This window comes from Paenibacillus sp. V4I9 (assembly GCF_030817295.1).
Taxonomy (GTDB): Bacteria; Bacillota; Bacilli; order Paenibacillales; family NBRC-103111; genus Paenibacillus_E.
This window is the reverse complement of record NZ_JAUSZE010000001.1, coordinates 1,747,317-1,770,659: the sequence shown is the minus strand read 5'-3', so window position 1 is coordinate 1,770,659 and position 23,343 is coordinate 1,747,317. Positions and strand designations below refer to the sequence as shown.

The following is a 23,343-nucleotide window of genomic DNA, read 5'->3' as shown; positions in this document are numbered from 1 at the left end:
TCACTCCTTTTTTTATTTAATTACTTCTTGAACAATTCGTCGTATTTTTGTTGGGCTTCCTTCATCACTTGATCGCCGCCCATCTTCTTCCATTCCGCAACGAACGCGTCAAACTCGCTGATTGGCCGTTTCCCGGTAATAAAGTCGATGAAAGCTTTGACAGCAAATTGATCGAGACGATCTTTATTCTCGTTGAACACGGGTCTGGATACGGGCTCCAAAATATCATATTTTCCCTTGCCGATATGCTCGACTTTTTTCCTCAAATCCCGATATTTCGCGTCGGTCATGAATGGAGTCTGGAAATCATAATCGTTAAAGCTGCCCATAAACGGATATTGCGGTCCGATCCCAAACTTGATTCGTTCGCTTTCTTGGTCATATGGAGGTATAAATTGATAGTCGCCCTCCGGCGAAACGTTATACGTTTTTCCCTTTTCCCCGTAGGTGACCGAGGCGCGAACATCCGTGTTAAAGCTGTAGGCATCCATAATCTCAAGGTACTTTTTCAGTTTCCCCTGATCTTTTTCCAGTTTCTTAGAAAACTGTTGGCCGGAATTTCCTACCGGATTTTTCTGGAGTGCGCCGTAATCTCCATTAGGGCCTTTAGGTCCGGCAAAAAGCGCCCAATCTACACCGGGTATTTTCTCAAAATATTTGCCTCCGGAGAACGCCCTTGCGGGAAGAAAATTCCACCAGTTGCTTTCGACGACGCCATATTTCCCAGAAATGACTTTATCATCTAGGTTCGCTTTTTTGTTCACGGCAAACTCGAGATCAATGAGGTCTTGTTTATACCATTTATTGAGTATGGTTAATGCATCCTTGGCCCCGGGCTGAATTTCTCCTTTGACAATTTTCCCGTTTTCTTCGGTGAATGCTCCTGGATACACGCCGAATGCCGCGAAGATTGATGTGAATATATCAGAGAACGGTACCACCCCGGGCTGAAGCTCGGCTTTTGCGGTCATGCCGAACGTATCTTTCTTACCGTTCTTATCGGGGTCGTTGTTTCTGAATTTGATTAACGCTTCTTCCAGCTCACCGAGCGTTTCCGGTACTTTGGTAATCCCTACATTTTTCAACCAGTCGTTCCGGATGCCGACTACAGTGGCATCGCTGCCGAGTGTCCAAATAATCGGCAAGGAGTAGATTTTGCCGTCCCGGCGTTGATACTTGAACGGGTCTTGACCCAAATTTTTGACCAGCCACTTATAATAATTGGGAGCGTTCATCTTGATGAAATCCTCTGAAAGCTCGGCCGGAATGCCTTGTGCGACAAATTTATCGTAGTCAGGCATTTTCAAGTCCACCCAATAATCGGGCACCTTTCCTGAAGCGATATCCAAAAGCAGCTGCTGCTGATACGTTTCCGCCTTTTCCGGGTCAATGGTGATGTCTACGTTAAACTTGTCCTGTATCACTTTGACTGCATAGGGCTGATCCGTCATTTTGTCACTGGCCCAGCTCAAGAAAGTCAGCTTGTATCGTTCTTCTTTACCAGAGACACCAGACGTCGCCGCCGCATCTCCTTTGGAGCTTTGATTGCCCTGACCGGCGCATGCGGTCATGACCACAAGCGTAACTGCCATCATACTGCCTGCTAACACTTTCTTCTTCAATTGAATCACGCCCTTTTTATATGGTGTATGTATGGATAAAGGCTCCCTTGTCCTATAACGGGTTAACCTTTAACAGCCCCCAGCATAATGCCCCTAACGAAAAATTTTTGCACGAACGGATAAATGATCAGCATAGGCAATATGGACAAGATCACGATAGTCGCATACAATTCTCTGCCCAAATGCTTCGTCGTATCCGTCCTGTTGACCAAAGCCTGCATGGAATCGAGGTTGTTTTCGAGCACGATTTTACGAAGCACAATTTGCAGTACCTGCTTGCCAGGATCCTTGATATAAATCATGGCGTCGAACCATGCATTCCAATGATAAACCGCTACCCACAGCGCAACCGTTGCCAGGACAGGCTTCGACAAAGGGAGCGTGATCCTGCAGAAAATCGTAAAATAACCCGCGCCATCCACCTTCGCTGACTCTTCCAGACTTTCCGGCAACGACCGAAAAAAATTTCTCATAATGAGAACGTTGTAAGTACCGACCAAGGACGGCAGCACTAACGCCCATATCGTGCCCAACAGACCCAAATTTTTGATTAGCAGAAATGAAGGAATTAAGCCGCCGCTAAAGATCATGGTAAACAAGATGAACATCGTGATCGTTCTGTTAAGCGGCAGATCCAACTTGGAAAGAGGATAAGCCAACATTGAAGTAAATATGAGGCTTAAGGTTACTCCGAGCACCGTCCGCAGCAGCGTGTTTCCATAACCGGTCCATAAGCCTGTGAATTCCAGAGCAAGCTTATAAGCGGCTAAAGAAAAATTCTGAGGCACCAACATCAGCCCGGATGAATAAGCTCCCTTGCCTGAAGATAAGGAGATGACAATCTGATTCCAGAACGGTAGCAAGGTAACCAATAGGATCCCTGATACGAGCGCATACAGCAGGATATCAAACCATTTTTCACTTTTCGTTTTCTTCATAAGCCCCTCCGCCAGATGCCGGTTTCACCATAATGCATGCTCTTTTCCGCCCATCGTCTTGATGACCTGATTAACAGTTACGATCATGATCAAGGCAACAACTGATTTAAATAAACCTACCGCTGTTGCATAGCTGTATTTCATCTCGACCATGCCTTTTCTGTACACATACGTATCGATAATGTCCGATACCCGGTATACGTTAACACTATACATATTGAAAATTTGATCGAATCCGGCATCCAGAATTCCCGCCATCGACAAAATTAACAGGATGGCCATGACTGGAGCGAGCATGGGGATCGTTATGTAAATAACCCTTTTGAATCTGCCTGCGCCGTCGATAATGGCCGCTTCATATAATTCGCCGTTAATGCCCGAAATGGCGGCGAAATAAACGATCGCTCCCCAGCCGAAGCTTTTATAAATTTCCGTCAACACAAGAATGAGCCGGAAATACTGTTCATTTCCCATAAACAAGACAGGATCCATTCCGAACAGTTTTATAACGGAATTAACGAAACCGTCGATCGAGAGGATACTCACGAAGATCCCCGCCATCACCACCCACGAAATAAAATGCGGCAAATAAGAGATCGTTTGAGCTAATTTTTTAAACTTTGCACTGGCTACTTCATTCAACAGCAGGGCAAACACGACCGGAACAGGGAAGCCGAATATTAATTTGTAAAAGCTGATGATGATCGTATTCTTCAGCACTTGCAAAAATACCGGATCTGAAAACGCATACATAAAATGGTACATGCCAATCCAAGGGCTATTCCAAATCCCCTTCATAAGCTGGAAATCCTTAAAGGCCAGGACAGCACCGTACATTGGAACATAATGAAAAAGGATGTAATAAGCTATCGCGGGCAGCATCATCACATACAGCACTTTATACTTCTTGAAGCTCCTCATACTGCTCTCCAGAACGTCCACCTCCTTGTATTAATTATAGGAGTATCCGTTCTCGCCAACAATTTCGGATTCTTTAGATATGCTTCAATAAATTTCGAACTTTATCCATTCGAATGAAAAAAAACACACATCCGCAGTGTCGTTCCGGGTATGCGTGTTTGTCATACGGTTGTGTTCGATTCATATGCACATCAATAGCTCCTCTCCTTTCGGAAAGCGAACGGTCATTACTGTTCCTTTCCCCAAGCTGCTTTCAATCGAGATCCCGTACTCTTCGCCGAAAAATAGCTTTAATCGGTCGTTTACATTTTTCAACCCATAACCTCTGGATTCCCTAGACAACACTTCTTGGGCTTTCTCCTTCGTCATGCCGACTCCGTTATCCTCTACTGTGATCTCGATATACCCGTCACGGCTTCGTCCTGTTACCGTGATCTTTCCCCGCCCGTCCGTTTTGTTGCCAATCCCATGCTCGATACAATTTTCCACTATGGGCTGCAAAATCAAACTAATGGTCACATAACGAAATATGTCTTCTTCAAAATCGTAATGAACGTCGAAGCTGCTTTCTCTCATTATCAGCATGATCTCCACATAGGATTTCATATTGACAACTTCTTCACGTATGGAAATGATATTGTCCCCTTTGTTCAACGCCGTTCGATAAAATTTGGAGAGCGAGGTGACGATTTTGCTGATCTCCTCTTGTCCCGCCTGAACGGACTTCCACTTAATCGCCGACAGCGTATTATAAAGGAAATGAGGGTTGATTTGGGATTGAAGAGCCTTAAATTCCGCTTTCTGTTGATCGATCTTGTTCTGATAACCGACCAGAATTAACTCGTTTATTTTTTGCAGCATTTGTCCGAATCGGTTGGTCAGTATGCCGAATTCGTCTATTGAATTGGAAGAGACGACGACATCCAAATTCCCGTTTTCGATCAGTTTCATTTTATGGATCAACCGTTTGATCGGTATGGTAAACATGTTGGAAAACATCCAAATCATCAGCAGCAGGATTGAAAAACATACGAGTACGATAATAACAGTCGCTTTAATGATGCTCGTTGCATTGATAGATACCTCATGAAGCGGAATATAATACGATAACGTCCAGTTCGGATGCTGAATTTGTTCTTCGATAATGAAGTATTCTTGATTTCCGATCTTGGAGGATTTGCCCATAGCATCCAAAAGAGGGCGTTGTTCTGGGTAGGCGGAATTGCTGAAAACGACATTTGAATTCTTATCTCTTACGACGATGCCGAAATTGTTCATTTCTTTGCCCTGCAAACCTTCGAACATTTTGCTATAGGTAAGATTCATAGAGACGGTGCTCGGATTTCGGAGCTGGAATATGTCCGGTATTTTCCTGGCTACGATCAAGTTTCCATCTTCCCAATACCATTCCGTATTGACGTTGGCCGAAGCGCTCCGATACCAATTCGTTTCCGAAACACGGCTGCTGTTTTGAACGAAATCGCCGTATTCCGGCAGTTTATTTTGCGTGTAAACGGTAAGCTGAATTATTTCCTTGTTCATTCCCTTAATCATGTTGAACGTTGGATCTAGGTAGCTTCTTAAATCATAAGATAAATTGGATACGTCTGTATAATCGTTATTGAATATTTTGAGGATGCCAGTATTGTACACAATGGAATCCATAATCCGGTTATATTGATCCGCCTTATAGTCCATATTGTCAGAAATCGTTCGAATCGTCTCTCGTATTCCCTGTAGGGCCTGCTTTTGGAGCAATAACTTAGACTGATAATAAGAATACAAGCCCAATACCACAATCGGGATCACGATTAGTAATATATAAGATAAGATCAGCTTTTGCCTAATAGAAGCGAATTGAAATGCATGAATCCGGTGGGCCCGCTTCATTCTACTTTCTCCCTATACTTTGCAGGGGTAAGACCGTAATAGTTCTTGAATAAGGTGCAAAAGTAAGGCAAATTGGAGAATCCCACTTCTTTGCTGATGTCAACGATCTTCATATTCGTATTCCTTAAGTAATGGCTTGCTTCCTTAAGTCTTATGTTTGTAATATATTTGACCATATTTTCACCTGTTTCTTTCTTAAACAAATGACTTAAATAGCTTGGGGACAAATGAACGCCGCAAGCGATCGTGTCCAAGCTAATATCCTGATTGTACTGTTTCGCGATAAGGTCAATAACTTCCTGGATCACTTTACGATTCTGGTCGATATTGTCGCTAGTCGAATCGGAATCTTCATTATCGAGCAAAGCGTAAATAATCTTCTTGATATCAGCAGACGTCCGAATTAAATACACGTCTCGAATAACACTTTGAAATTTATGAGCATGAATGGGGTAATTTGCGCAAATTTCTTTTATAATCTCCACGCACAAATGCTTGACGTAAATACTGGAGAAATGATTACCTTCCTGAAGCTCGTCAAAGAACAAGGAGATGCGCCGCTTCCCTTCTTTGAGGTTGCGAAGTCGAATCAAGCCCTTTATATCCTCCAAATCCCGGTTCATGATCGAGGAAGGATGCTCTTCCTTAACAAAGAACTGATCCACGAACAATAAACTGCCTTCCTCACGACCGAATAGATGATAATCAAGCATTGTCTCCATATCCGCATATGTACCATGAAGATCCTCTATCTTGTTCACCGATCTGCCGAATACGATCCACGCGGAGGTCAGGTCATTATTAGTAAAAAACTGCTGCATCCGGTTGCCAATCTCCAGCAATTCGGAATGTACGAGCGTATGGTGTGATTTTAACAAGATCACGCTTTGATATTCGTTCAGATTGACATGGTCATATGGCGTTTGGATCATGATGCGCAAATCGTTCTCCAGCCGATAGGCCACCAAATCAAATATTTTGAAGTTCGCTTGGATCAAGATCAATTGGAAGCAGTTATATTGGTAATCGAAATCGGATTGCCGCATTCTTGTCTTCATCGGCACATCGACGCTTGCCCCATTGATGAGATCCAGCATGATTTGTTCCTTCTCGTATTTGATGCTTCGATGATAACCAGCCAACAGCTTCGCTCTTCTTTCTTTCTCCATTCTTCCGGCTTCGCACGAGCTGAACACTTTTCGAATAACGTCTATAAACTCTTCGATGTCGACTGGTTTTAATATATAATGCTCCACGCCAAGCTCTATGGCTTTCTTCGCATAATCGAATTCGCCGTATGCGCTGGAAATGACGATTTTCAACGATTCGTTATGCTTTCTAAGCGACTTCACCAAGCTTATTCCATCCATGATCGGCATTCTAATATCCGTTATCAGAACATCCACTTCATGATGAAGAAGATAATCAAGCGCTTCTTTACCATTTTGCGCTTCGGTAACGCTAACATTAAAGTTGTATTTGGAGAGCAGAAATTTGATCCCGTCACGTTCAAATTTTTCGTCGTCCACGATCAACACGTTAAACATTGGAATCCTCCCACTCTAAATTAATGTTAGGCCGTTTCAAGTCACAGAGAGCAAAAACATCCGCCAATCCGGGCCGGATGCTTTTGTGCATGTGTTGTACGATGCTGTATTATTTACTTCGCGGACCATTCTGTGATCAAAGCATTGGCGTCCGTTCCGAGGACGGACATCGCGGCTTCGGAGCCATTATCCGCCAGCGGTTCGTTATTCAGGTGCTTCAGGAAATCCTGCAAATCTTTGGCCGCCTTGTACTTGTCGCCTTTGTCCAATTGATGCAAAGCCTGGTTCAAACTGTTGCGCAATTGGTCAACCAATGGCCTCTTCAATTCGCCGGCTTCGACATATCGGTCAATCAAGTTGGATACTCCTTCGAGAGTGGCGGTCATTGTTAAGCCGACAGACTCATCCGTCGTATTGCCGGCCTGGTCGGTGATGACGATCCTCAGGGTATGAAGGCCAAGCTTACCGGCCAAATCAACGGAAGCGCCGTTCGTTAGCCGCTCTCCGTTCAGGGAGAGTTCCTGGCTCGCTATACCGGAAAGTGCATCGTTCGCGTTCAGAAGAAGTGCAATCGGGCGATCATCTGAGAAAACTGCACCTTCCGCAAGCGGTTTCCCGTCTGCCGTCAGCACAAAAACCGGCTTCGATTTGTCAATCCGGACGATAAGCTCCTTCGTTTGCTCGATGTTGCCTTCAGCGTCGATTGAACGGTACTCCAGTTGGCTTACGCCTTCATTCGTAAAGGCGATCGGCCCGGCATAGGTTTGCCAATTTGCATGATCCCCCAGCCTGTATTCCGTTCTCGCTATACCTGAGAGATCGTCATAAACAGACAGCGTGACGGACGCCTCCTTGTTCAGCCAACCGTTCGTCGGCATCGGATCAATCTGAGCCTCCGTAATTGGTGGAGACAGATCTCGCAGGGTAACATCGATATACGGCTTAATGTTTTTGGTGTTCATCAAGCTAGTAACGTTAAATCCACCATAAATCCTGTAAGTGCCCATCTTATCAGGGTTATAACCGGCGGAGCTCCATGTAACGTTCACCTTTTCTGTCAACCCCGTACTCAAGGTTACATCAAGCTGTGAAGGCAAGCTTAAACTTCCAAACGCTGTACCTTTGGAAGCTGTAATTTCTTTCGGCCTTGACCACGCTACAATATCCTTAAGTTGTGCTTTTGGATTCCATCCATCATGAAAAATATAGCTGTTTTTATCCCTCTTGATCAAGTATGTATCGGAGAGATACATGGTTGCGGATTGGAATTCATCTGCATAGGCAGCATCTCCTGCGCCATTATACATGCCCCGGTAAAGACCCCATTTGGAACGGTTTTGCTGGCCCGATTCAACAGGCAGGTCGCCTCTTTCGTTTCGGCCGGTAATCGGGTTTTCCACTTCAGGGCGTCTGTAGGTTTCGGCTGTCATACCGCCTTCAAAAAGCACCTTACCTGTTTCCAAATCGATAAGCTTACCGTAGATATAACCGTTATCGGCTGTTAAAATCGTAACATCAAAATCAAGCCAGCGGTCAACGACCTGTTCAAATGGAATCGTGAATAACGGCTTTATTCTGTCCGCATAGCCGCCATCAGGATTGTTCCTGAACTCTAGTTGCCCTTTGCCTTCGCTCGAAACCAGAGAAAGGGTGGCCACCGGCTGTCCTGCTGCGTTTCCAGCTATTTCTTTCAGTTGGAAGATGTGCCAAAACCTGTGGGGAGCAATAAAATCTCCGGCATGGTGATCGCCGACATCCTTCTGAAACCTTAAAGTTTCCGACGGGAGCATAAGCCTCCAGTGGTGGGTCAAAATGTCGCCGCCCTTACTGTTTGCATCGCTACTTGCAGCGTTGGTGTTGCTTTTAATCTCCAGCCTCTGACGATCGCTGCCCACTGCGCCCCGATCTCCGTCGTCCCGGCTTACGCCGTCCGGGGTAACAAAAGGTATAAATTCGTGATAACGCAAAATGTCGGAGCCTAGTTTGTCGGTTCCTGGAATATTTGCGACCCCGTATTTTGTAAGCGCATTCGAATCATTTCTGCCTATAGTTTGCAAATACATGTTATCCCCCAGCCATGCTTCATTAACTGTCGAAGCCACCGGGTAGTCCCCAGAACGGTCATAGACCGATTGCGACCATGTTTTCCCACTGTAAGATGAAGGTGTGTTCGGGCCTTCTATAGAACCCGTAGTACTGCCATTGCCGATTTTAGATGCGCCCAAAACATCCCATACATATTCTCCCCCTCGAATATTGAGAGGCAAATACTTGTCATTGGCTCCCATCCCTGTTATCGGGGGCAAAGCCATATCTACAGTAACGGTGATGGAATAGGTTCGACTGTTATTGCTGTCATTCTTGTCGGCTACCACCAGATAATACAACGTGGTTCCGCTTGTTGAAAATTGGTCCATCTTGGCATCTCCTTTGTTAATGCCGCTGGCAGCGAAAGAGATGGCAGATATTCTGTTACTTCTGAATAGCGTCGCAGTAACGGCCGGGTTTGTCATTACATTCAGCATTTGGTATAAGGCGCCGTAGGGCAATGATATATTAATGGTTGCCTGATTCAAATCAACGACTGCGTTTACCGGCTTGTTCACTTCTATTTCCAAAAAACCTAAGCTGTCTACCGGCGCTGCATGAACCGATGATGCCGGAAAACTGAATAGGCTGATCAGCGAAAGTACAAGGGCAAACGAAAGAACTAAGCTTAATCCCCTTTTAAAAACTTGCTGCTTAGACATTTCGAAGAAGAACATCTAAAAGCCTCCTTTATTTTCGTAAAAAACAGCCTTTAAATAGCAGGCTCAACTTCTTTCCAAATCCAACCCCTTCCTCCGTATGATCGTTAATTCGTCAAACGCTTTCAACAATCATTATAATGAATTGATGAGATTTCCTATATAGATTAATTTATGGTCTCCATGTAATTTTTTACGGTTTTAGCCATACTGGAAAAAACCAGAACCCGTAATTCAGAGTTCCGGTCCTATAACTAGTAAATGTCTTTATATATCCGCCCAAATCAATAAATCAAAACTAGTGTCCATAACGGTTGCCCTCAAACTCCGCCAATGCGGTCAGCAGAGCCCTTACATAACCGATGGAATAGCCCCAACCGATGCTGGACGATTTCCAACCAATGCCCGAATGCGCCCAATTTTGATCTAAATCGATACTGTCGCCTTCCAACTGCGTAATATGATCCGGATTGATACAGCCCTCGTATCCAACCTTCCGCAGTTCGAGTAAAATTTTAAACACATTCAAATCGCCATCATCCAGAAGCGCTTCTTCAAAAGCTCCCGCTGTTGGAAGGCTGCCCCTCACATTGCGAAGGTGCACCAAACATATTTTTCCTTTACGCCCATAATGATTGATTTCATCCATGACCAAATAGCTTCCGCCTTCTTCGGCGCGCGTTCCGACGCAGTATACGAATCCGACATTTTTACTCGGAAAAGCATCGATAATCCGATGGAAGCCGAGCCCGCCGAAGGGAGTTCCATGGTTTGGCGTATCCGATGGATGAACCGTCAACTTCACGTTGTAATCCTCGGCCAAGGGAACCAATGTGCGAAATGCTTCCGTAAAGCGGCTCCAGAAGCGCTCCCGCTCTTCCAAACCAGGCATTTCGGGCTTATTCTTCATCAAGCCAAGACTTTCTCCCCGAGCTACAGCTCCCCCCCGCTGCACGGCTTTATAGCCGGTCGTCAAAACAGGTGCGGTATCCCCGGCAAAACGCTGCCTTACAATCGGCAAGCCAGCTTCGCCAAATACCTTTATAGCAAGTGATGAATTCTCAAGTTCCATTTCACAGCCTGGTAAATTGTTCATAAACCGATCTGTGAAGTCAGGGAGCGTAACCCGATTCATATCGAGCCCAAAGGAACGTACACGCTTGCGCAGCTGAAGTAACTGATCCAAATCCGGATAGCCCTGCTCCTGCACGCCAGGAAAGGAAGATCCCTTGCCGAAATCTACATAATCGATGCCCAACTGGCACATTTGCATCAAATCGCGATCCGTTAAATCGCACGTATTAACCGTGACCGATATCTTCATCATCGTTTAGCCTCCTACTCGCTAGTTAACCCCTTACTTGACGCCACCGGCGGCCAATCCGCCTTTTAAAAACCGTTGAGCCAGGAAATACAGGAAAATGGCTGGCAAGGATGCAATGACAGACGAGCCCATCAGCAGTCCCCAGACTGCCTGATCTGAAAACTTAAAGCCGGAAATTCCGATGTTGACGGTCTGCTGACCCGGGCTGGTCGTCAAAACCAACGCATACAAATATTCGTTCCATGCTAGTGTAAAGGCAAAGGTAGATACAACGGCTATACCTGGAGAAGCAATGGGAATGATGATTCTGAACAAGGCCTGAAGACTGTTGCATCCGTCGATCAAAGCCGCCTCTTCCAGCTCTTTGGGAATCGCCTTGAAATAGCTGATCAGCATGTAGCAGCAGTAAGGCACGATAATCGTCGGATAAACAATCAGCAAGGCGTTCTTATTGTCGCTCAAACCAAGCTTACTTACCGCCACGTACATTGGAATAAACAAAACGGCCGTAGGCAGCAGATACGTGTAAATAATACTTTGTGAAAAAAAGATTCTCCCCCGATAACGCAGCCGTGTCATACTGTATGAGCCCAAAATACTGATGCTGACCGAGATGACGGTAACAAGCGAAGCTACATAAAGGCTGTTTTTCACAAAATTCATAAACTTTGTTTTTTGAAACAAATCCTTGTAATGGGATAATGTCCACGTATCTGGAACTAAACCGGGATTCGCTGTATACATGAGATCGTTAGGGGTAAAAGATGATTTAACCATCCAATATACCGGAAACAACGTCCAGATGGTAAAAATGAAGACGATCGCGTAAATGATGGTTTGCTTTCTTATCTTTTTTACTGTTGTTAGCTTCATCCTAGTTCCCCCCTAATCATCCGTTTTCAGTTTTCTCATGGAGACTACAATCATGACGACTAGAATAGGAACCACGGAACCGGCCACAGCTAGCGCCCGACCCAATAAATTTTGTTGGAAGGCTACTTCATACGTATAAGTGGAAATAACCGCCGATGCATTTAAGGGACCTCCGCCCGTAATCAAATACACACTCTCAAAATTATTAAACGTCCAGATGCAAGAAAGCAGCGTAGTAATGGTAATGACTGGCATGATCGAAGGAACCGTAATCGCGAAAAACTGCCGTATCCAGCCCGCTCCGTCAATTGTAGCCGCCTCATACATCTGTGAATCGATGGTCTGTAAGCCGCCGAGCAAACTGAAGATGAAAAAAGGAAGTCCCTTCCAAATGTTCACGATGATGACGGAAACAAGTGCCATATGGAGTCCCGAGGTCCATAAAATAGGTGTATCTATGATGTGGAATCGAAGCAGCAGGGAATTGATAATGCCGTATGTATCGTCATACATCCACCGCCAGGTGATGGCGGCCACCATGCCGGAGAGAGCCCATGGAATAAGCAGGATCATGCGAAAAATTCCCCGGCCGAAGAATGTCTCGTTGACCACGACCGCCAGCATCAGACCGACGACTAATTTAATACCCACGCTGAAGATCATATAGATGAAGGTGTTTTTAAGTACCTTCCAATACTCTCTATCGGTGAAAATGTGGAGATAGTTGTCAAATCCGATAAATTTGGGATCCATACCTACAACTTTGTTCGTAAAGCTTAAATAAATGGCATTGATGAATGGGAAACCGATGACCACAAAGATGACAAAAGCCACCGGTAGAATTAATAAGTATCCGAGCGTTCTATCATATTTTCTGCTTAACTGTCCCACGCAAGAAATCACCGCCTGACTGCGTATAGTAAAACCCCGTTACTTTTTGCCATATAACTGCTTGAGCTCTTGTTCAAGCTGATTAAGAGATTTCTGCGGATCCATCTTCTCCACAACAATTCTTTGCACCGCTCTTGTCGCAAGCTGCATGGATTTGGCCTTGGATCCGAGATCATCCTCAGGACCCGGATAGTTACTTGAGCCAACCACGTCATTAATCATTTTCATCCAGCCTGCGGCTTTATTGTTCGGGTCCTTCCAGAATGCCATCTCTTCAGAGCCCTTAAGTACAGGCTGAAATTTTCCACCCATGACTTCAACAAATTTATTGTAGAAATCTTTGTCATAAAATTCGGTAACAAACTTCTTCGCCCACTTGGTGCCCTTGGCATTTTTGAATATGGCGAAGACGTTGCCGCTGCCTAGAATAAAATCACCCTTAGGGCCGGCAAGCTTTGGAATGAGAACCGTATTTTTTTCAAGCTCCGGTTTATCCTTCTTGGCCTGATCGTAGATGCTTCCGCTGTTGATGACGAAACCGACGGTACCTGCTAGATAGGCATTGTTATTGCCGTTATCGTCCCAAGTCACAGAAGATGGCGGCGTTAGGCCCTCTTGCCAAAATTTCGCGAGAAACGTAATCGCCTCCAGCGTCTCTTTGGAATTGACCGTGATATTATTGTCCTTATCGACAATAGCTCCGCCATACGCTAGTATGACATCCCGAACAAAACCCTCGGCATCTCCGCCTCCGGATTGGCCTAACGGGAGACCTACGGCATATATGCCGTTTTTCGGATCGTTGACAATTTTGGCCTGCTCGTAAAGCTCCTGCCACGTTTTCGGTACTGGCAATTTGTGCTTCTCCCAAAGATCTTTGCGCAAGTAGGCTCCGCCCATTTGGAAGGATTGAGGCACCATGAAATATTTATCTGCGACTACGGAAAATTTTTTGGCTCCATCCGTAAAATTGATTTTCGTAATGATGTCCGATGTGTCCACGAGCTGGTCGGAGGTGACAAACTGCTTGGCAACCGGGTCGTTAGCCACAATAAGATCCGGTGGATTCTTGGCTTCGATCGAGGCCAACAGCTTCGTCTTCAAATCATTCTGAGCAATGACCACGTATTCAGTATCAATATTGTTCGTCTTTCCGAATTCCTCCACCCGCTGCTTCATAAGGTCGTTATAAGCTTGGGTATATTCCCCTTTATCCCAGAAGATAAATTTCTCTTTAGGACCATTAGAAGCACTTGGCGAAGCAGCTTTATCAACGGATGAAGAAGTAGCCGCATTATTACTTGTCGAGCATCCTGCAGCAATCGTTCCCAACAAAGTAGTTGCTGCTAATACAGAGCTCACTCTATTCCATTTCATAGTCTCACCTCATCATATAGTGTTGTCATTTATATGGCGTACATCGCACAAAGAAGCGCTTTGAGATACCCGATCGAATAAGCTAGTCCGATTCCGCATGCAGTACGATGGTCACCGCTGTGCTGATCCCGATCATCCCCTTCAAGTACAGGAATGTGATCCGGATTGATACAACCGTCATAGCCTACCTTTTTCAATGCCAATAAAACCTTGAACATATTCAAGTCCCCATCATCCAGCAGCGTTTCTTCAAACCCGCCCGAAGTCGGCAGGCTCCCGCGAACATTTCTCATATGAATTAAATGAATGCGTCCTTGTCTTCCATAATGGTTGATTTCGTCAAGCACGAGCGATGATCCGCCCGCTTCGGCACGGGTACCGATGCAGTAAAGATAGCCTACCTGCTTGCTCGGAAAAGCATCAGTAATGCGATGATAACCCAGACCGCCAAAAGGTGTATCCGCATTTGGCGTATCCGAAGGGTGCATGGATAGCTTCACATTGAAATCTTCTGCAATCGGGACAAGTTGACCGTAAACGATCAGGAAACGTTCCCACCAAGCTTGAAGTTCCTCATAAGTCGGCGTCTCTTGCTGGTGTTTGGTTAGTCCTAAGCTCTCTCCACGGGAGATATACCCTCCACGCAGAACCGCATCGTAACGGGTCATCAACTGATCAAACGTATCCCCGGCAAACCGCTGTCGTACGATGGGTACTCCTGCTTCGCCAAATACCTTCATGGCGTTAACGGTATTATCCAGTTCCTTTTCCGAGCCGGGAAGGTTTCTCATGAATCTTTCCGACATATTTGGCAGTGTCACACGATTGACATCTAGTCCGAAGGAACGAAGTCTGCGTCTAAGCTTTAGCAGTTCATCTAAATCAGGATACCCTTGCTCCTTCACTCCAACGAAGCTGGAGCCGTTCCCGAAATCGAGACAATCCACCCCCAACTGTACAAGCTGCTTCAAATAACTGTCAGGGTGATCCACTCTTGCTGTTGTTACGGATATTCTGATCAATCTCCTCATCCTTTCATTAGGAAACGCTTTCATACCTTGATTATAAAGGATACAGTAAGAATAAAAAGGCGGTTGATTCCTCTTTTGGTATCATTTATTGGCTCAATAAGGACGTTTTGGACGAAGAAGTATCATCTTTTAACAAAAAGGAATCATTACATACTCATTTGACAAATTGAGGTACTTTAGTTGGAGATCAATGCTATAATGTGCCTATATGAGGTTGTTTTTTAAAACAGACTTTTCCGAATAGAAAGGCGGGTCGCTGTGTATAAGCTCCTTATTGCTGATGACGAATATGAAATCAGAAATGGCTTAAGCAACTACTTTCCCTGGGGAGACGTTGGCTTCACGGTCGTGAGTCAGGCTGATAATGGCAATCAGGTAATGGCATATACGGAGAGTCATGAGGTGGATGTTCTACTATGCGATATCCGAATGCCGATTATGACCGGAATCGATGTGGCTAGAGAGCTTTACCTAAAAAAATCTCCCATTAAAGTCATTTTTTTAAGCGGTTACAAAGATTTTGAATTCGCCCAACAGGCGCTGATTTACGGCGTGAAAAATTATATCGTCAAGCCGACCAAATATGATGAATTAATGAATGTTTTCTTGAGCATCAAAGAAGAATTAAATCAAGAAAAGAAACAAGATACAGCGCAAGAAGGGGCTATTTCCGATAAAGTGATTTCGGTGATCAAAAATTACGTGAAAGAGCGCTACCGAGATGCTTCCCTAGAGGGCGCTGCGGATTTAGTTCACATGAGCCCTTACTATATTAGCAAGTATTTTAAGCAAAAGACGGGAGAGAATTTTTTGGATTACGTCATTTCCGTCAAGATGGAGAAGGCCGCACAATTTTTAAAGGAAATTGATTATAAAACCTATGAAATCAGCGAAATGATCGGTTACAGCAACCCTAAAAATTTTACCCGCACCTTCAAAAAATATTTCGGCAAAAGCCCGCGTGACTTCAGAAATGCGGAATAACTATAAAGGACTATACGAAATCGGATGAAAACCTACCACGCATTTTTCCTTAAAAATTTATTCACCTTTTTGATCCCAATGCTTGTACCTATTCTGATCCTAGGCACAATGTCCACGGTCATTATTAAGAGATATGTAACGGAAGAAATTAATCACAACACGACCAATATGCTAAAGCAAACCAAGGAAAATATCGAGTTAATCTTTAACGAGCTTGATTCGCTGAACATCCACTTTATGGCCAATGCCATCGAATTTGCGAATTTAAAAAGCCTAATGCTCAAGCCGTCTCTGGAGCTCGATGACTATAAAGTACTCGCGACCATTAAAAATTTGATCGATGCGCCTGCCATGGCGATGCCTTATATCGATTCTGTCTACGTTTATTTAAATAATGACAAAAATCGTTTACTTTCCACGACCTCCGGCGGACTGATCGATTTAAATGAATTTTATGATAAAGCCTGGTTCGACAGCTACAAAAGGCATCAGCATGGTGACGATTTGGTATGGACGGAAAACCGCACCATTAAGAAATATAACTTTGAGAATTCTGCCGTAGAGCTTATCAGTCTTTACCGCAAACTGTCCCGCGATCAGGGAGACGGTCTCATCGTGCTCAACATTGACGCCAAATATATCGAGAACCATTTGTCCAATTTGTCCACACTGCAGGATCAAACCCTGCTCATATTAGGCCCGAGCGGGGATGTTATGTTTAAAAACAAAAAACTCCCCTATTTTGATCATTTGGTTTTTAAAGATCTCGTTTCCGATGGGCGTTCCTTTTATGAGACGAACCTGAACGGTCAGCCGTTTATCGTTTCCAAGCTGAACTCGGATAAGTACGGTTGGACCTACCTATCTATCGCCCCCAAAACATCCTTATATGAAGTTCCCGATCGTTTGAACTTGACCAGCCAACTGCTCCTGCTATTCTCCTTTTTATTTGGCAGCGGATTAACGTATTATTTGACCAGAAAAAATTACCGAGATGTGAAAACAATTGTTACGATTTTGGAATCCGCCGAAAACAGCAAGCCTCTGCCCGCTCTACCTTCTCGCGTTAAAGACATTTACAGCTATATCATTCATAGTATCCTGAAAAATTTTATCGAGCAGAACTATTTAAGCATCCAACTGTCCGAACGAAAGTATAAAGCCCAAGCTATGGAGTTGATCGCCCTGCAGTCACAGCTGAACCCTCATTTTCTATATAATACACTGGAGACAATCAATTGGAAAATCGCCAGCCTTACCGGCAAGCCCGGGAATTTGAACAAAATGGTAGAAAATTTGGCAGATATTTTGCGATATTCCTTGGAAGGGCATAACAAGCCGGTCATCCTTCAAAAAGAAATCGCCTATACCTTAAGCTATATCGACATACAGAAGATTAGATACCATGATAAATTTGACGTCGTCTGGGAATATGATGAGCACGTAAACAAGTACAATGTACCCAAGCTAATTTTACAACCTCTTATTGAAAATAGTATCTACCACGGCATCAAAGTGAAGGAAGGAACCTATCGAATCAAAATTAAAATCTGGCAAAACGAAGAGATGCTTTATTTGGCTGTGATTGATAACGGAATCGGAATTGGCAAAGAAAGACTTGACCAAATTAAGTACGAACTCAAACAGGATATCGGCGAAACGGATCATATTGGTCTATACAACACAAACAAAAGATTGAAATTGCTTTACGGTGAATCATTCGGCATTAAAATCCGGAGTAAATACGGTTGGGGAACGGCGGTCTACTTAACCATTCCCATGTAGAGCAAACGATACATGGAATTGAAGCAATGCATATGATCAAAAAGGGGCAAGTGGAATGTAATCATTCGTCGCCCCTTTTTGTTTTTCAACTAATACATCCGTTGTTCGGTTTAATCACCCCATGCTTTGTATTTTCAACACCAAACCAACTTCCGTGCATCTCAAGTATATTCTTTACGATGGATAAGCCGAGTCCGGTGCCACCTGTTTTTCGATCTCGAGACTTTTCTGCCCTGTAAAATCGATCCCAGATTAATTTTAGATCGTCATCTCCAATTTGCTCTCCGCTATTTTCCACAGAGATACAAACTGAATTTTGTAATTGTTGCACATCTATTTGAATAAATCCTTCGTAATAGCTATGTCTGATCGCATTAGTCAAAATGTTTGTTACAACCTGCTCCAGTCTTCTTACATCACCAAAGACTTTAATATCCTCCCTTTCATTTTCAAGCTTCAATTTGATCTTTTTCTCATTAATTGTGCCAAGATTTTTAGATAAGCGATTTAAGCTAATTGCCATACTTCCAAATTCGTCCATAGATTTTACAGGAACCTCTTCTGAAAAATCCAAACTCGCCATTCTGGTTGCAACTTGAGTCATCTTAATTAATGGTTTCGAGATGATTTTGGAGAAAAGTAAAGCCATCACCGCAATAAATAACAAGGCAACTAGAAATGCATAAAAATAGTAATCTCTCAACACATCAACAGCTTCTCCAACAGGCTGAAGGAAAGATATCGCAAATACATATTCCGACGAAGTTCCATTTTCTTTTCTTACAGGCCTAACAAACACGATATTATCCATGCCATTTGAAGGGTTAGTACAGTGAAACTGACTGGTTTTTCCAGGCTCTATTTTAATTTTATTCAGCAGTTGGAGCCCCTTCCAATAGTCAATCGATGACCCCAACAATCCTCTACTATAACTGCCCATTTGTGAAATTTGAGTTGGGATATCCAAAGCAATTATTTTCCCGCTAATTTTCTTAAGGGGAAGCAACTCGCTCATTTCTGCTGTAATCGGTTCTTTATTTATTACTGCTTGTTGTGGAATCGTTGTTTGACTTGTCCTTGTTAAAGTACCTTCAATTAGAGCACCTGTTGTAACATCAGCCATTTCTAAATTGGAATTTCCCCACTTTTCAGTATCATTTTTTATACTAGAAAGGTAAATGATTTGATTTAGCTTATCATGAAATATACCCTCTACCTCTATTTGCGAACCCATAGTTAGCTTTAAGTTTTGAAAACCCTCCAGATAAACAATATTGTTTAAGAGAATCTTTAGTTTCGTTTTGTCTATCGTTTCCACAACGATTTCATAGGCAGGACTAAACTTTATTGCCCCATTTTCATCCAATATAGCGATCTGAGAAAAAGTAACGCTTCGTTTTTTCACCTTTTCACCTCGAACTTATAGCCAGATCCTATTACGGTGGAGATATAGATTGATTTTTCCCCAAGCTTATTCCTAAGCTTCTTAATATGGGTATCAACAGCCCTTAAATCACCAATAAAGTCATAGCCCCAAACCCTGCTCATAATGCTTTCTCTCGTTAATACAATCCCTTTGTTACATTCAGCGATGTGAGCAGCAGCGACTGGTTCGCGACTGATGTGACGGCAGCTTATGATGCTGGACTTGTAAAAGGCTCGGCTGGCCAATTCATGCCGAACGCCACCATTACACGCCAGGATATGACGGTTTTGCTAGCTAAAGCGATTAAACTAATCGACCTACAGAAACCGACTAAACCAGTCATTCACCTCTATGCTGATGCTGCACAGTTCAGCGACTATGCGCAAGAAAGCATCGAAATCGTAACAGCTGTCGGGCTTATGGAAGGTGTAGAGTCTGAAGGGAGCTTCTACTTCGAACCAGCTCATGCTACAACTCGTGAAGCTGCAGCTAAAGTGTTGTATGGCCTTCTTCAAGCCGCTAAGCGTATAAACTAATGAACTGTTCGATCTATTAAATGAAGGGCTGTCGAAATCGACAGCCCTTCATTTCCCATCCGGCTTTGCGGAAGCCTGACATGGTTTTATAACGACCGATGAAATCTTTAATGACGTCCGAGTACATGGCCGATATGAGGCTTTCCGTTTGCGCTAGGAGGCCCTTCATAATTAACCTAAGTACGATTTCAACATCCATACATGCTTTTCCAGGGAGCTATGAATGGCCAAAAGCATATCCCCAGTTGTCTCATCACCTTCACGGTCTGCAATACTCATGCCCTCTTTCAGCTCACCCACAATAATCCCAAAATCAGCTACAAGCGTGCGGACCATCTCATTTGCATTCTCATTGCCTGCTGCATCTTTTACTGTAGCTTTTTCGATAATTTCATGAAGTGTCGCTACCGGACTAAAACCTAATGCCAGCAGCCGCTCGGCAAGATTGTCCACATGAAGTGCAGCTTCCGTATAAAGCTCTTCGAATTTCAAATGCAAAGTGAAGAATTGTGGCCCTTTAACATACCAGTGATAGTTATGGAGTTTGGTGAACAACAGACTCCAGTTAGCAATCTGGGTGTTAAGCACTTCCGTTAGTTTTTCTGTCATAAAAAAGCTCCTTTCGAATATCGATATTGATCTCTTAAACTAAGCTCGAGGCGCGCTTTCAAATTTACCTTTGTGAGTCAAGTCGCAGAACGGTTTTTGACTGGATAAACCGCACCGGCAAAGAATAAAACTTTCCTTGGTCTCAAAACGGTTCCCCAACGCGTCCACCATTTCTACTTTGCCCGTAATTCGCAATGGTCCATTATCGTTTACTTTGATCGTAACTTCAGACATGATGATCTCACCCCTATTGGATTATTTTGGTGAAAATAGTGAAACGCACTTAGAAAACGAAGCAATCCAGATCACAGAAGCCGCTGCCATGGTGATGATTGCATCCATGATGATGGTGTGCCTTTTGAGGTGCCGGAACTCCTACCCCGCCGCCTCCGTAATTTGTTCCATTGTAGTAGCCTCCAAAGAAATTATGTGGAGACCAGTCTGGACTTGCTTTGGGAGCTGGCGGCGACAAAGGCTGAAATTCGTTGGTACCGTACACAATCTTGCCTCCTACGACAGTGAAGACAGATTCAATTTTTTTAATAGCTTCTTCGGAGACGTGAAAGAAGTTATCAGAAAGAATCGAAAAATCAGCATATTGACCCGCTTTGATTTGACCTTTCACATCTTCTTCCTTGGAAAACCATGCATTACCGGATGTATACATGCGAAGCGCTTCATGCCTCTCTACACGATTGGAAGCCGGGTACAAGCTTAGCCCACCAAGTGTCTTGCCCGTCACTAACCAGTATAAGGCAACCCAAGGATTATAACAGGCTACTCTGGTTGCATCTGTCCCTACCCCAACACGCAATCCGGCTTTAATCATCTTGGTGATCGGAGGAGCATTTTCCGCTGCTTCCGCCCCATATCTTTCGACGAAGTATTCCCCTTGAAAGGCCATTCGGCTTTGAACAGCGATCGAACCGCCTAATGCGACGACCCGCTCCAAATCCTTCTCCTGAATCGTTTCAGCATGGTCTAGAATCCAGCGCAAGTCTTTGAACGCAACTTCTTTATTCACGCGCTCAAATACATCGAGAAAACGCGTTATGGATTCCCCATAAGTGGCATGAAGACGAAATGGCCAACGTTGCTGTACGAGATGCTGGGTAACTTCGAATAGTTCATCTTCCAGTACAGCGGGGAGTTCCTGGCGGGGTTCAACAAAATCTTCTAAGTCCGCTGCGCTATAAACAAGCATTTCACCGGCACCATTATGACGATAGTAGGAACTGCCCGTGTACGGCTGAGTAGTAGCAGTCCATGCTTTAAAATCACTCAATTCATTTTTGGGATGCTGGGTGAATAAATTATACGCCGTGCGAACCGTGATTTCTCCGCGTCTATCAAGTTCATCAAAAACCTGATAATTATCAGGATAGTTCTGAAAGCCCCCGCCAGCGTCAATAACGCTTGTGACTCCGAATCGATTCAATTCCCTCATGAACAATCGGGTTGAATTGATTTGATCCTCGTATGAAAGCTTCGGTCCTTTCGCTAAGGTCGCATACAAAATAGTAGCATTAGGTCTAGCGATGAGCATTCCTGTTGGATTCCCTTGGCTATCCCTTTGGATTTCTCCACCTGGCGGATTCGGCGTATCTTTCGTATATCCGATAACTCGCAAGGCTGCTTTATTCAAAAAAGCCTGACGGTAAAGATTGAGGATAAATACCGGTGTTTCCGGAGCAATTCGATTGATTTCATCCAAAGTTGGCATTCGGCGTTCCACGAATTGGAATTCTGTCCAGCCGCCAACAACACGGACCCAGTGAGGTGCTGGCATACGATCCACCTGCTTTTTCAACATACGCAAGGCATCCGCTACGGATGGCACGCCATCCCATCGAAGCTCGAGATTATAATTGAGACCGCCTCGAATGAGATGAATATGAGAATCGTTCAAGCCTGGAATTAACATTCGTTTGTTGGCGTTCACAACTTGCGTGGAAGGCCCAACATATTTCATGATTTCGGCATCATCCCCCACGGCCGTTGTCCTAAAAACATACCAAAGAGACCAAGCAATCCCAAAAAAGGTGGCGCCGGAGAGGGGATTTTAAGCGATTGAAAAACAACGCCAATGACAATACCAGCAGCTAAAGCGAGAAATACTGAACCCCACATACTAGTTTTCCTCCTTACCCATATACTCCATTCGACTGATTGTTCAATCATTTACCTTCTATATAAGTCTATATGTCAGGATTCTTTCTATCAATAAGGCTTTCTCTATAACAGCTATAGGAATCACTTATACATTATTTCAATAATATTATTTTTAATGTATATAGTTTTTGTCTATGGGTAATATAGAAAAATGAAGATTGTTCGTCTGTTAACATTTCAATAGACTTATTACATGCAGCAGGTACCGATTGACCGAACAACAATGAACTCCTGGGAAGATGAAAACTTCGTGGAAGCAGTGAAGAAAACAGGTCGCAAGAAGCTGATTATGGCAGCACTGTGGACAGAAGTTTGTCTTGCTTTCCCAACAATTTCAGCCATTAATGATGGATATGAAGTATACATCGTAACGGATGCTTCAAGCGGGACGACGACGGAAGCGCATAACATGTCCGTTCAACGCATGATTCAAGCAGGAGCCATTCCCGTGACTTGGCTATCTGTACTTCTTGAGTATCAGCGCGATTGGGCGCGTCAAGAAACGTATGATGCCGTTCTGGAGATTGCTGTGCAACACAGTGGCGCCTACGGTGCAGGTGTTGTTTATGCTCAAACAATGTTTGGGGGCCACGGAGGGTAACCTATTCATCCAAAAAGGATAGTCAATTAATTTTGACTGTCTCAGCTTAACCAAAACCAATTCGAGAGG

General features: G+C 44.1%; 19 protein-coding genes and 3 pseudogenes. 4 read left to right on the top strand and 18 right to left on the bottom strand.

Annotated elements, in window-relative coordinates; translation table 11 throughout:
* Positions 1–20 precede the first annotated feature (20 nt).
* The 11 genes from QFZ81_RS08340 to QFZ81_RS08290 form a co-directional block, all read right to left on the bottom strand.
* Positions 21–1,622 carry an extracellular solute-binding protein gene (locus QFZ81_RS08340; RefSeq protein ID WP_307602249.1) on the bottom strand — a complete coding sequence of 534 codons (1,602 nt, stop codon included), beginning with the start codon at positions 1,620–1,622 and terminating at the stop codon, positions 21–23.
* A 62-nt stretch (positions 1,623–1,684) separates the two neighbouring features.
* Entirely contained in the window at positions 1,685–2,560 is an 876-nt protein-coding gene (locus QFZ81_RS08335) for a carbohydrate ABC transporter permease (protein WP_307602247.1), read from the bottom strand.
* Between the two features lie 24 nt (positions 2,561–2,584).
* On the bottom strand, positions 2,585–3,481 hold the full coding sequence (locus QFZ81_RS08330; RefSeq protein ID WP_307602245.1) for an ABC transporter permease: 897 nt from the start codon (positions 3,479–3,481) through the stop codon (positions 2,585–2,587).
* Positions 3,482–3,661: 180 nt separating this feature from the next.
* A complete protein-coding gene (locus QFZ81_RS08325) occupies positions 3,662–5,371 on the bottom strand; it encodes a sensor histidine kinase (protein ID WP_307602243.1) in 1,710 nt (569 codons plus the stop codon).
* Positions 5,368–6,918 (bottom strand): response regulator transcription factor, encoded by a 1,551-nt coding sequence (locus QFZ81_RS08320; protein WP_307602241.1) that lies wholly within the window; start codon positions 6,916–6,918, stop codon positions 5,368–5,370. The genes QFZ81_RS08325 and QFZ81_RS08320 overlap by 4 nt, the downstream gene beginning before the upstream one ends.
* Before the next feature lie 113 nt (positions 6,919–7,031).
* The gene (locus tag QFZ81_RS08315) at positions 7,032–9,683 is read right to left on the bottom strand and encodes an Ig-like domain-containing protein (RefSeq protein WP_307602239.1); all 2,652 of its coding nucleotides are present in this window, start codon (positions 9,681–9,683) and stop codon (positions 7,032–7,034) included.
* 280 nt (positions 9,684–9,963) lie between these two features.
* Complete coding sequence (locus tag QFZ81_RS08310; protein ID WP_307602237.1) at positions 9,964–10,992, bottom strand: mannonate dehydratase; 1,029 nt, start codon at positions 10,990–10,992, stop codon at positions 9,964–9,966.
* A 30-nt stretch (positions 10,993–11,022) separates the two neighbouring features.
* Positions 11,023–11,862: a carbohydrate ABC transporter permease gene (locus QFZ81_RS08305; RefSeq protein WP_307602235.1), complete on the bottom strand. Its 840-nt coding sequence runs from the start codon at positions 11,860–11,862 to the stop codon at positions 11,023–11,025.
* A 12-nt stretch (positions 11,863–11,874) separates the two neighbouring features.
* On the bottom strand, positions 11,875–12,753 hold the full coding sequence (locus tag QFZ81_RS08300) for a carbohydrate ABC transporter permease (protein ID WP_307602233.1): 879 nt from the start codon (positions 12,751–12,753) through the stop codon (positions 11,875–11,877).
* A gap of 39 nt (positions 12,754–12,792) precedes the next feature.
* A complete protein-coding gene (locus tag QFZ81_RS08295; RefSeq protein WP_307602231.1) occupies positions 12,793–14,130 on the bottom strand; it encodes an ABC transporter substrate-binding protein in 1,338 nt (445 codons plus the stop codon).
* Between the two features lie 29 nt (positions 14,131–14,159).
* Positions 14,160–15,152 carry a mannonate dehydratase gene (locus QFZ81_RS08290; protein WP_307602229.1) on the bottom strand — a complete coding sequence of 331 codons (993 nt, stop codon included), beginning with the start codon at positions 15,150–15,152 and terminating at the stop codon, positions 14,160–14,162.
* Positions 15,153–15,419: 267 nt separating this feature from the next.
* Between QFZ81_RS08290 and QFZ81_RS08285 the strand changes: the two genes are divergently transcribed.
* Both QFZ81_RS08285 and QFZ81_RS08280 read left to right on the top strand, forming a co-directional pair.
* Entirely contained in the window at positions 15,420–16,145 is a 726-nt protein-coding gene (locus QFZ81_RS08285) for a response regulator transcription factor (RefSeq protein WP_307602227.1), read from the top strand.
* Positions 16,146–16,169: 24 nt separating this feature from the next.
* Complete coding sequence (locus QFZ81_RS08280; protein WP_307602225.1) at positions 16,170–17,930, top strand: sensor histidine kinase; 1,761 nt, start codon at positions 16,170–16,172, stop codon at positions 17,928–17,930.
* A gap of 85 nt (positions 17,931–18,015) precedes the next feature.
* On the opposite strand, the gene QFZ81_RS08275 is transcribed toward QFZ81_RS08280, so the two are convergent.
* Both QFZ81_RS08275 and QFZ81_RS08270 read right to left on the bottom strand, forming a co-directional pair.
* Positions 18,016–19,335, bottom strand: a complete 1,320-nt coding sequence (locus QFZ81_RS08275) for a HAMP domain-containing sensor histidine kinase (RefSeq protein ID WP_307602223.1) — start codon at positions 19,333–19,335, stop codon at positions 18,016–18,018.
* Positions 19,332–19,511, bottom strand: a pseudogene (locus QFZ81_RS08270) (winged helix-turn-helix domain-containing protein); the annotation flags it as partial. The pseudogene QFZ81_RS08270 and the gene QFZ81_RS08275, both read right to left, overlap by 4 nt.
* Before the next feature lie 12 nt (positions 19,512–19,523).
* Between QFZ81_RS08270 and QFZ81_RS08265 the strand changes: the two are divergent.
* On the top strand, positions 19,524–19,892 hold the full coding sequence (locus QFZ81_RS08265; protein ID WP_307602221.1) for an S-layer homology domain-containing protein: 369 nt from the start codon (positions 19,524–19,526) through the stop codon (positions 19,890–19,892).
* A gap of 43 nt (positions 19,893–19,935) precedes the next feature.
* Here QFZ81_RS08265 and QFZ81_RS37285 read toward each other — a convergent pair.
* The 5 genes and pseudogenes from QFZ81_RS37285 to QFZ81_RS08245 form a co-directional block, all read right to left on the bottom strand.
* Positions 19,936–20,068, bottom strand: a pseudogene (locus QFZ81_RS37285) (class I tRNA ligase family protein); the annotation flags it as partial.
* On the bottom strand, positions 20,064–20,501 hold the full coding sequence (locus QFZ81_RS08260; RefSeq protein WP_307602219.1) for a Dps family protein: 438 nt from the start codon (positions 20,499–20,501) through the stop codon (positions 20,064–20,066). The pseudogene QFZ81_RS37285 and the gene QFZ81_RS08260, both read right to left, overlap by 5 nt.
* A 39-nt stretch (positions 20,502–20,540) precedes the next feature.
* Positions 20,541–20,735: a CDGSH iron-sulfur domain-containing protein gene (locus tag QFZ81_RS08255; RefSeq protein WP_047685567.1), complete on the bottom strand. Its 195-nt coding sequence runs from the start codon at positions 20,733–20,735 to the stop codon at positions 20,541–20,543.
* Between the two features lie 49 nt (positions 20,736–20,784).
* The gene (locus QFZ81_RS08250; protein ID WP_373463655.1) at positions 20,785–22,473 is read right to left on the bottom strand and encodes an amidohydrolase; all 1,689 of its coding nucleotides are present in this window, start codon (positions 22,471–22,473) and stop codon (positions 20,785–20,787) included.
* Positions 22,470–22,631, bottom strand: a complete 162-nt coding sequence (locus tag QFZ81_RS08245) for a XapX domain-containing protein (RefSeq protein WP_307602217.1) — start codon at positions 22,629–22,631, stop codon at positions 22,470–22,472. Before QFZ81_RS08245 ends, QFZ81_RS08250 begins: the two co-directional genes overlap by 4 nt.
* Positions 22,632–22,881: 250 nt before the next feature.
* On the opposite strand from QFZ81_RS08245, the pseudogene QFZ81_RS08240 reads away from it, so the two are divergent.
* A pseudogene (locus QFZ81_RS08240) lies at positions 22,882–23,274 on the top strand (isochorismatase family protein); the annotation flags it as partial.
* Positions 23,275–23,343 lie beyond the last annotated feature (69 nt).

What these genes read in the sequence shown, in the direction of transcription:
- QFZ81_RS08335 (WP_307602247.1), bottom strand. Translation starts at nt 2,560, where the DNA reads ATGAAGAAAACGAAAAGTGAAAAATGGTTTGATATCCTGCTGTATGCG.
- QFZ81_RS08330 (WP_307602245.1), bottom strand. Translation starts at nt 3,481, where the DNA reads ATGAGGAGCTTCAAGAAGTATAAAGTGCTGTATGTGATGATGCTGCCC.
- QFZ81_RS08325 (WP_307602243.1), bottom strand. Translation starts at nt 5,371, where the DNA reads ATGAAGCGGGCCCACCGGATTCATGCATTTCAATTCGCTTCTATTAGG.
- QFZ81_RS08320 (WP_307602241.1), bottom strand. Translation starts at nt 6,918, where the DNA reads ATGTTTAACGTGTTGATCGTGGACGACGAAAAATTTGAACGTGACGGG.
- QFZ81_RS08315 (WP_307602239.1), bottom strand. Translation starts at nt 9,683, where the DNA reads ATGTTCTTCTTCGAAATGTCTAAGCAGCAAGTTTTTAAAAGGGGATTA.
- QFZ81_RS08310 (WP_307602237.1), bottom strand. Translation starts at nt 10,992, where the DNA reads ATGATGAAGATATCGGTCACGGTTAATACGTGCGATTTAACGGATCGC.
- QFZ81_RS08305 (WP_307602235.1), bottom strand. Translation starts at nt 11,862, where the DNA reads ATGAAGCTAACAACAGTAAAAAAGATAAGAAAGCAAACCATCATTTAC.
- QFZ81_RS08295 (WP_307602231.1), bottom strand. Translation starts at nt 14,130, where the DNA reads ATGAAATGGAATAGAGTGAGCTCTGTATTAGCAGCAACTACTTTGTTG.
- QFZ81_RS08280 (WP_307602225.1), top strand. Translation starts at nt 16,170, where the DNA reads ATGAAAACCTACCACGCATTTTTCCTTAAAAATTTATTCACCTTTTTG.
- QFZ81_RS08260 (WP_307602219.1), bottom strand. Translation starts at nt 20,501, where the DNA reads ATGACAGAAAAACTAACGGAAGTGCTTAACACCCAGATTGCTAACTGG.
- QFZ81_RS08255 (WP_047685567.1), bottom strand. Translation starts at nt 20,735, where the DNA reads ATGTCTGAAGTTACGATCAAAGTAAACGATAATGGACCATTGCGAATT.
- QFZ81_RS08250 (WP_373463655.1), bottom strand. Translation starts at nt 22,473, where the DNA reads ATGAAATATGTTGGGCCTTCCACGCAAGTTGTGAACGCCAACAAACGA.
- QFZ81_RS08245 (WP_307602217.1), bottom strand. Translation starts at nt 22,631, where the DNA reads ATGTGGGGTTCAGTATTTCTCGCTTTAGCTGCTGGTATTGTCATTGGC.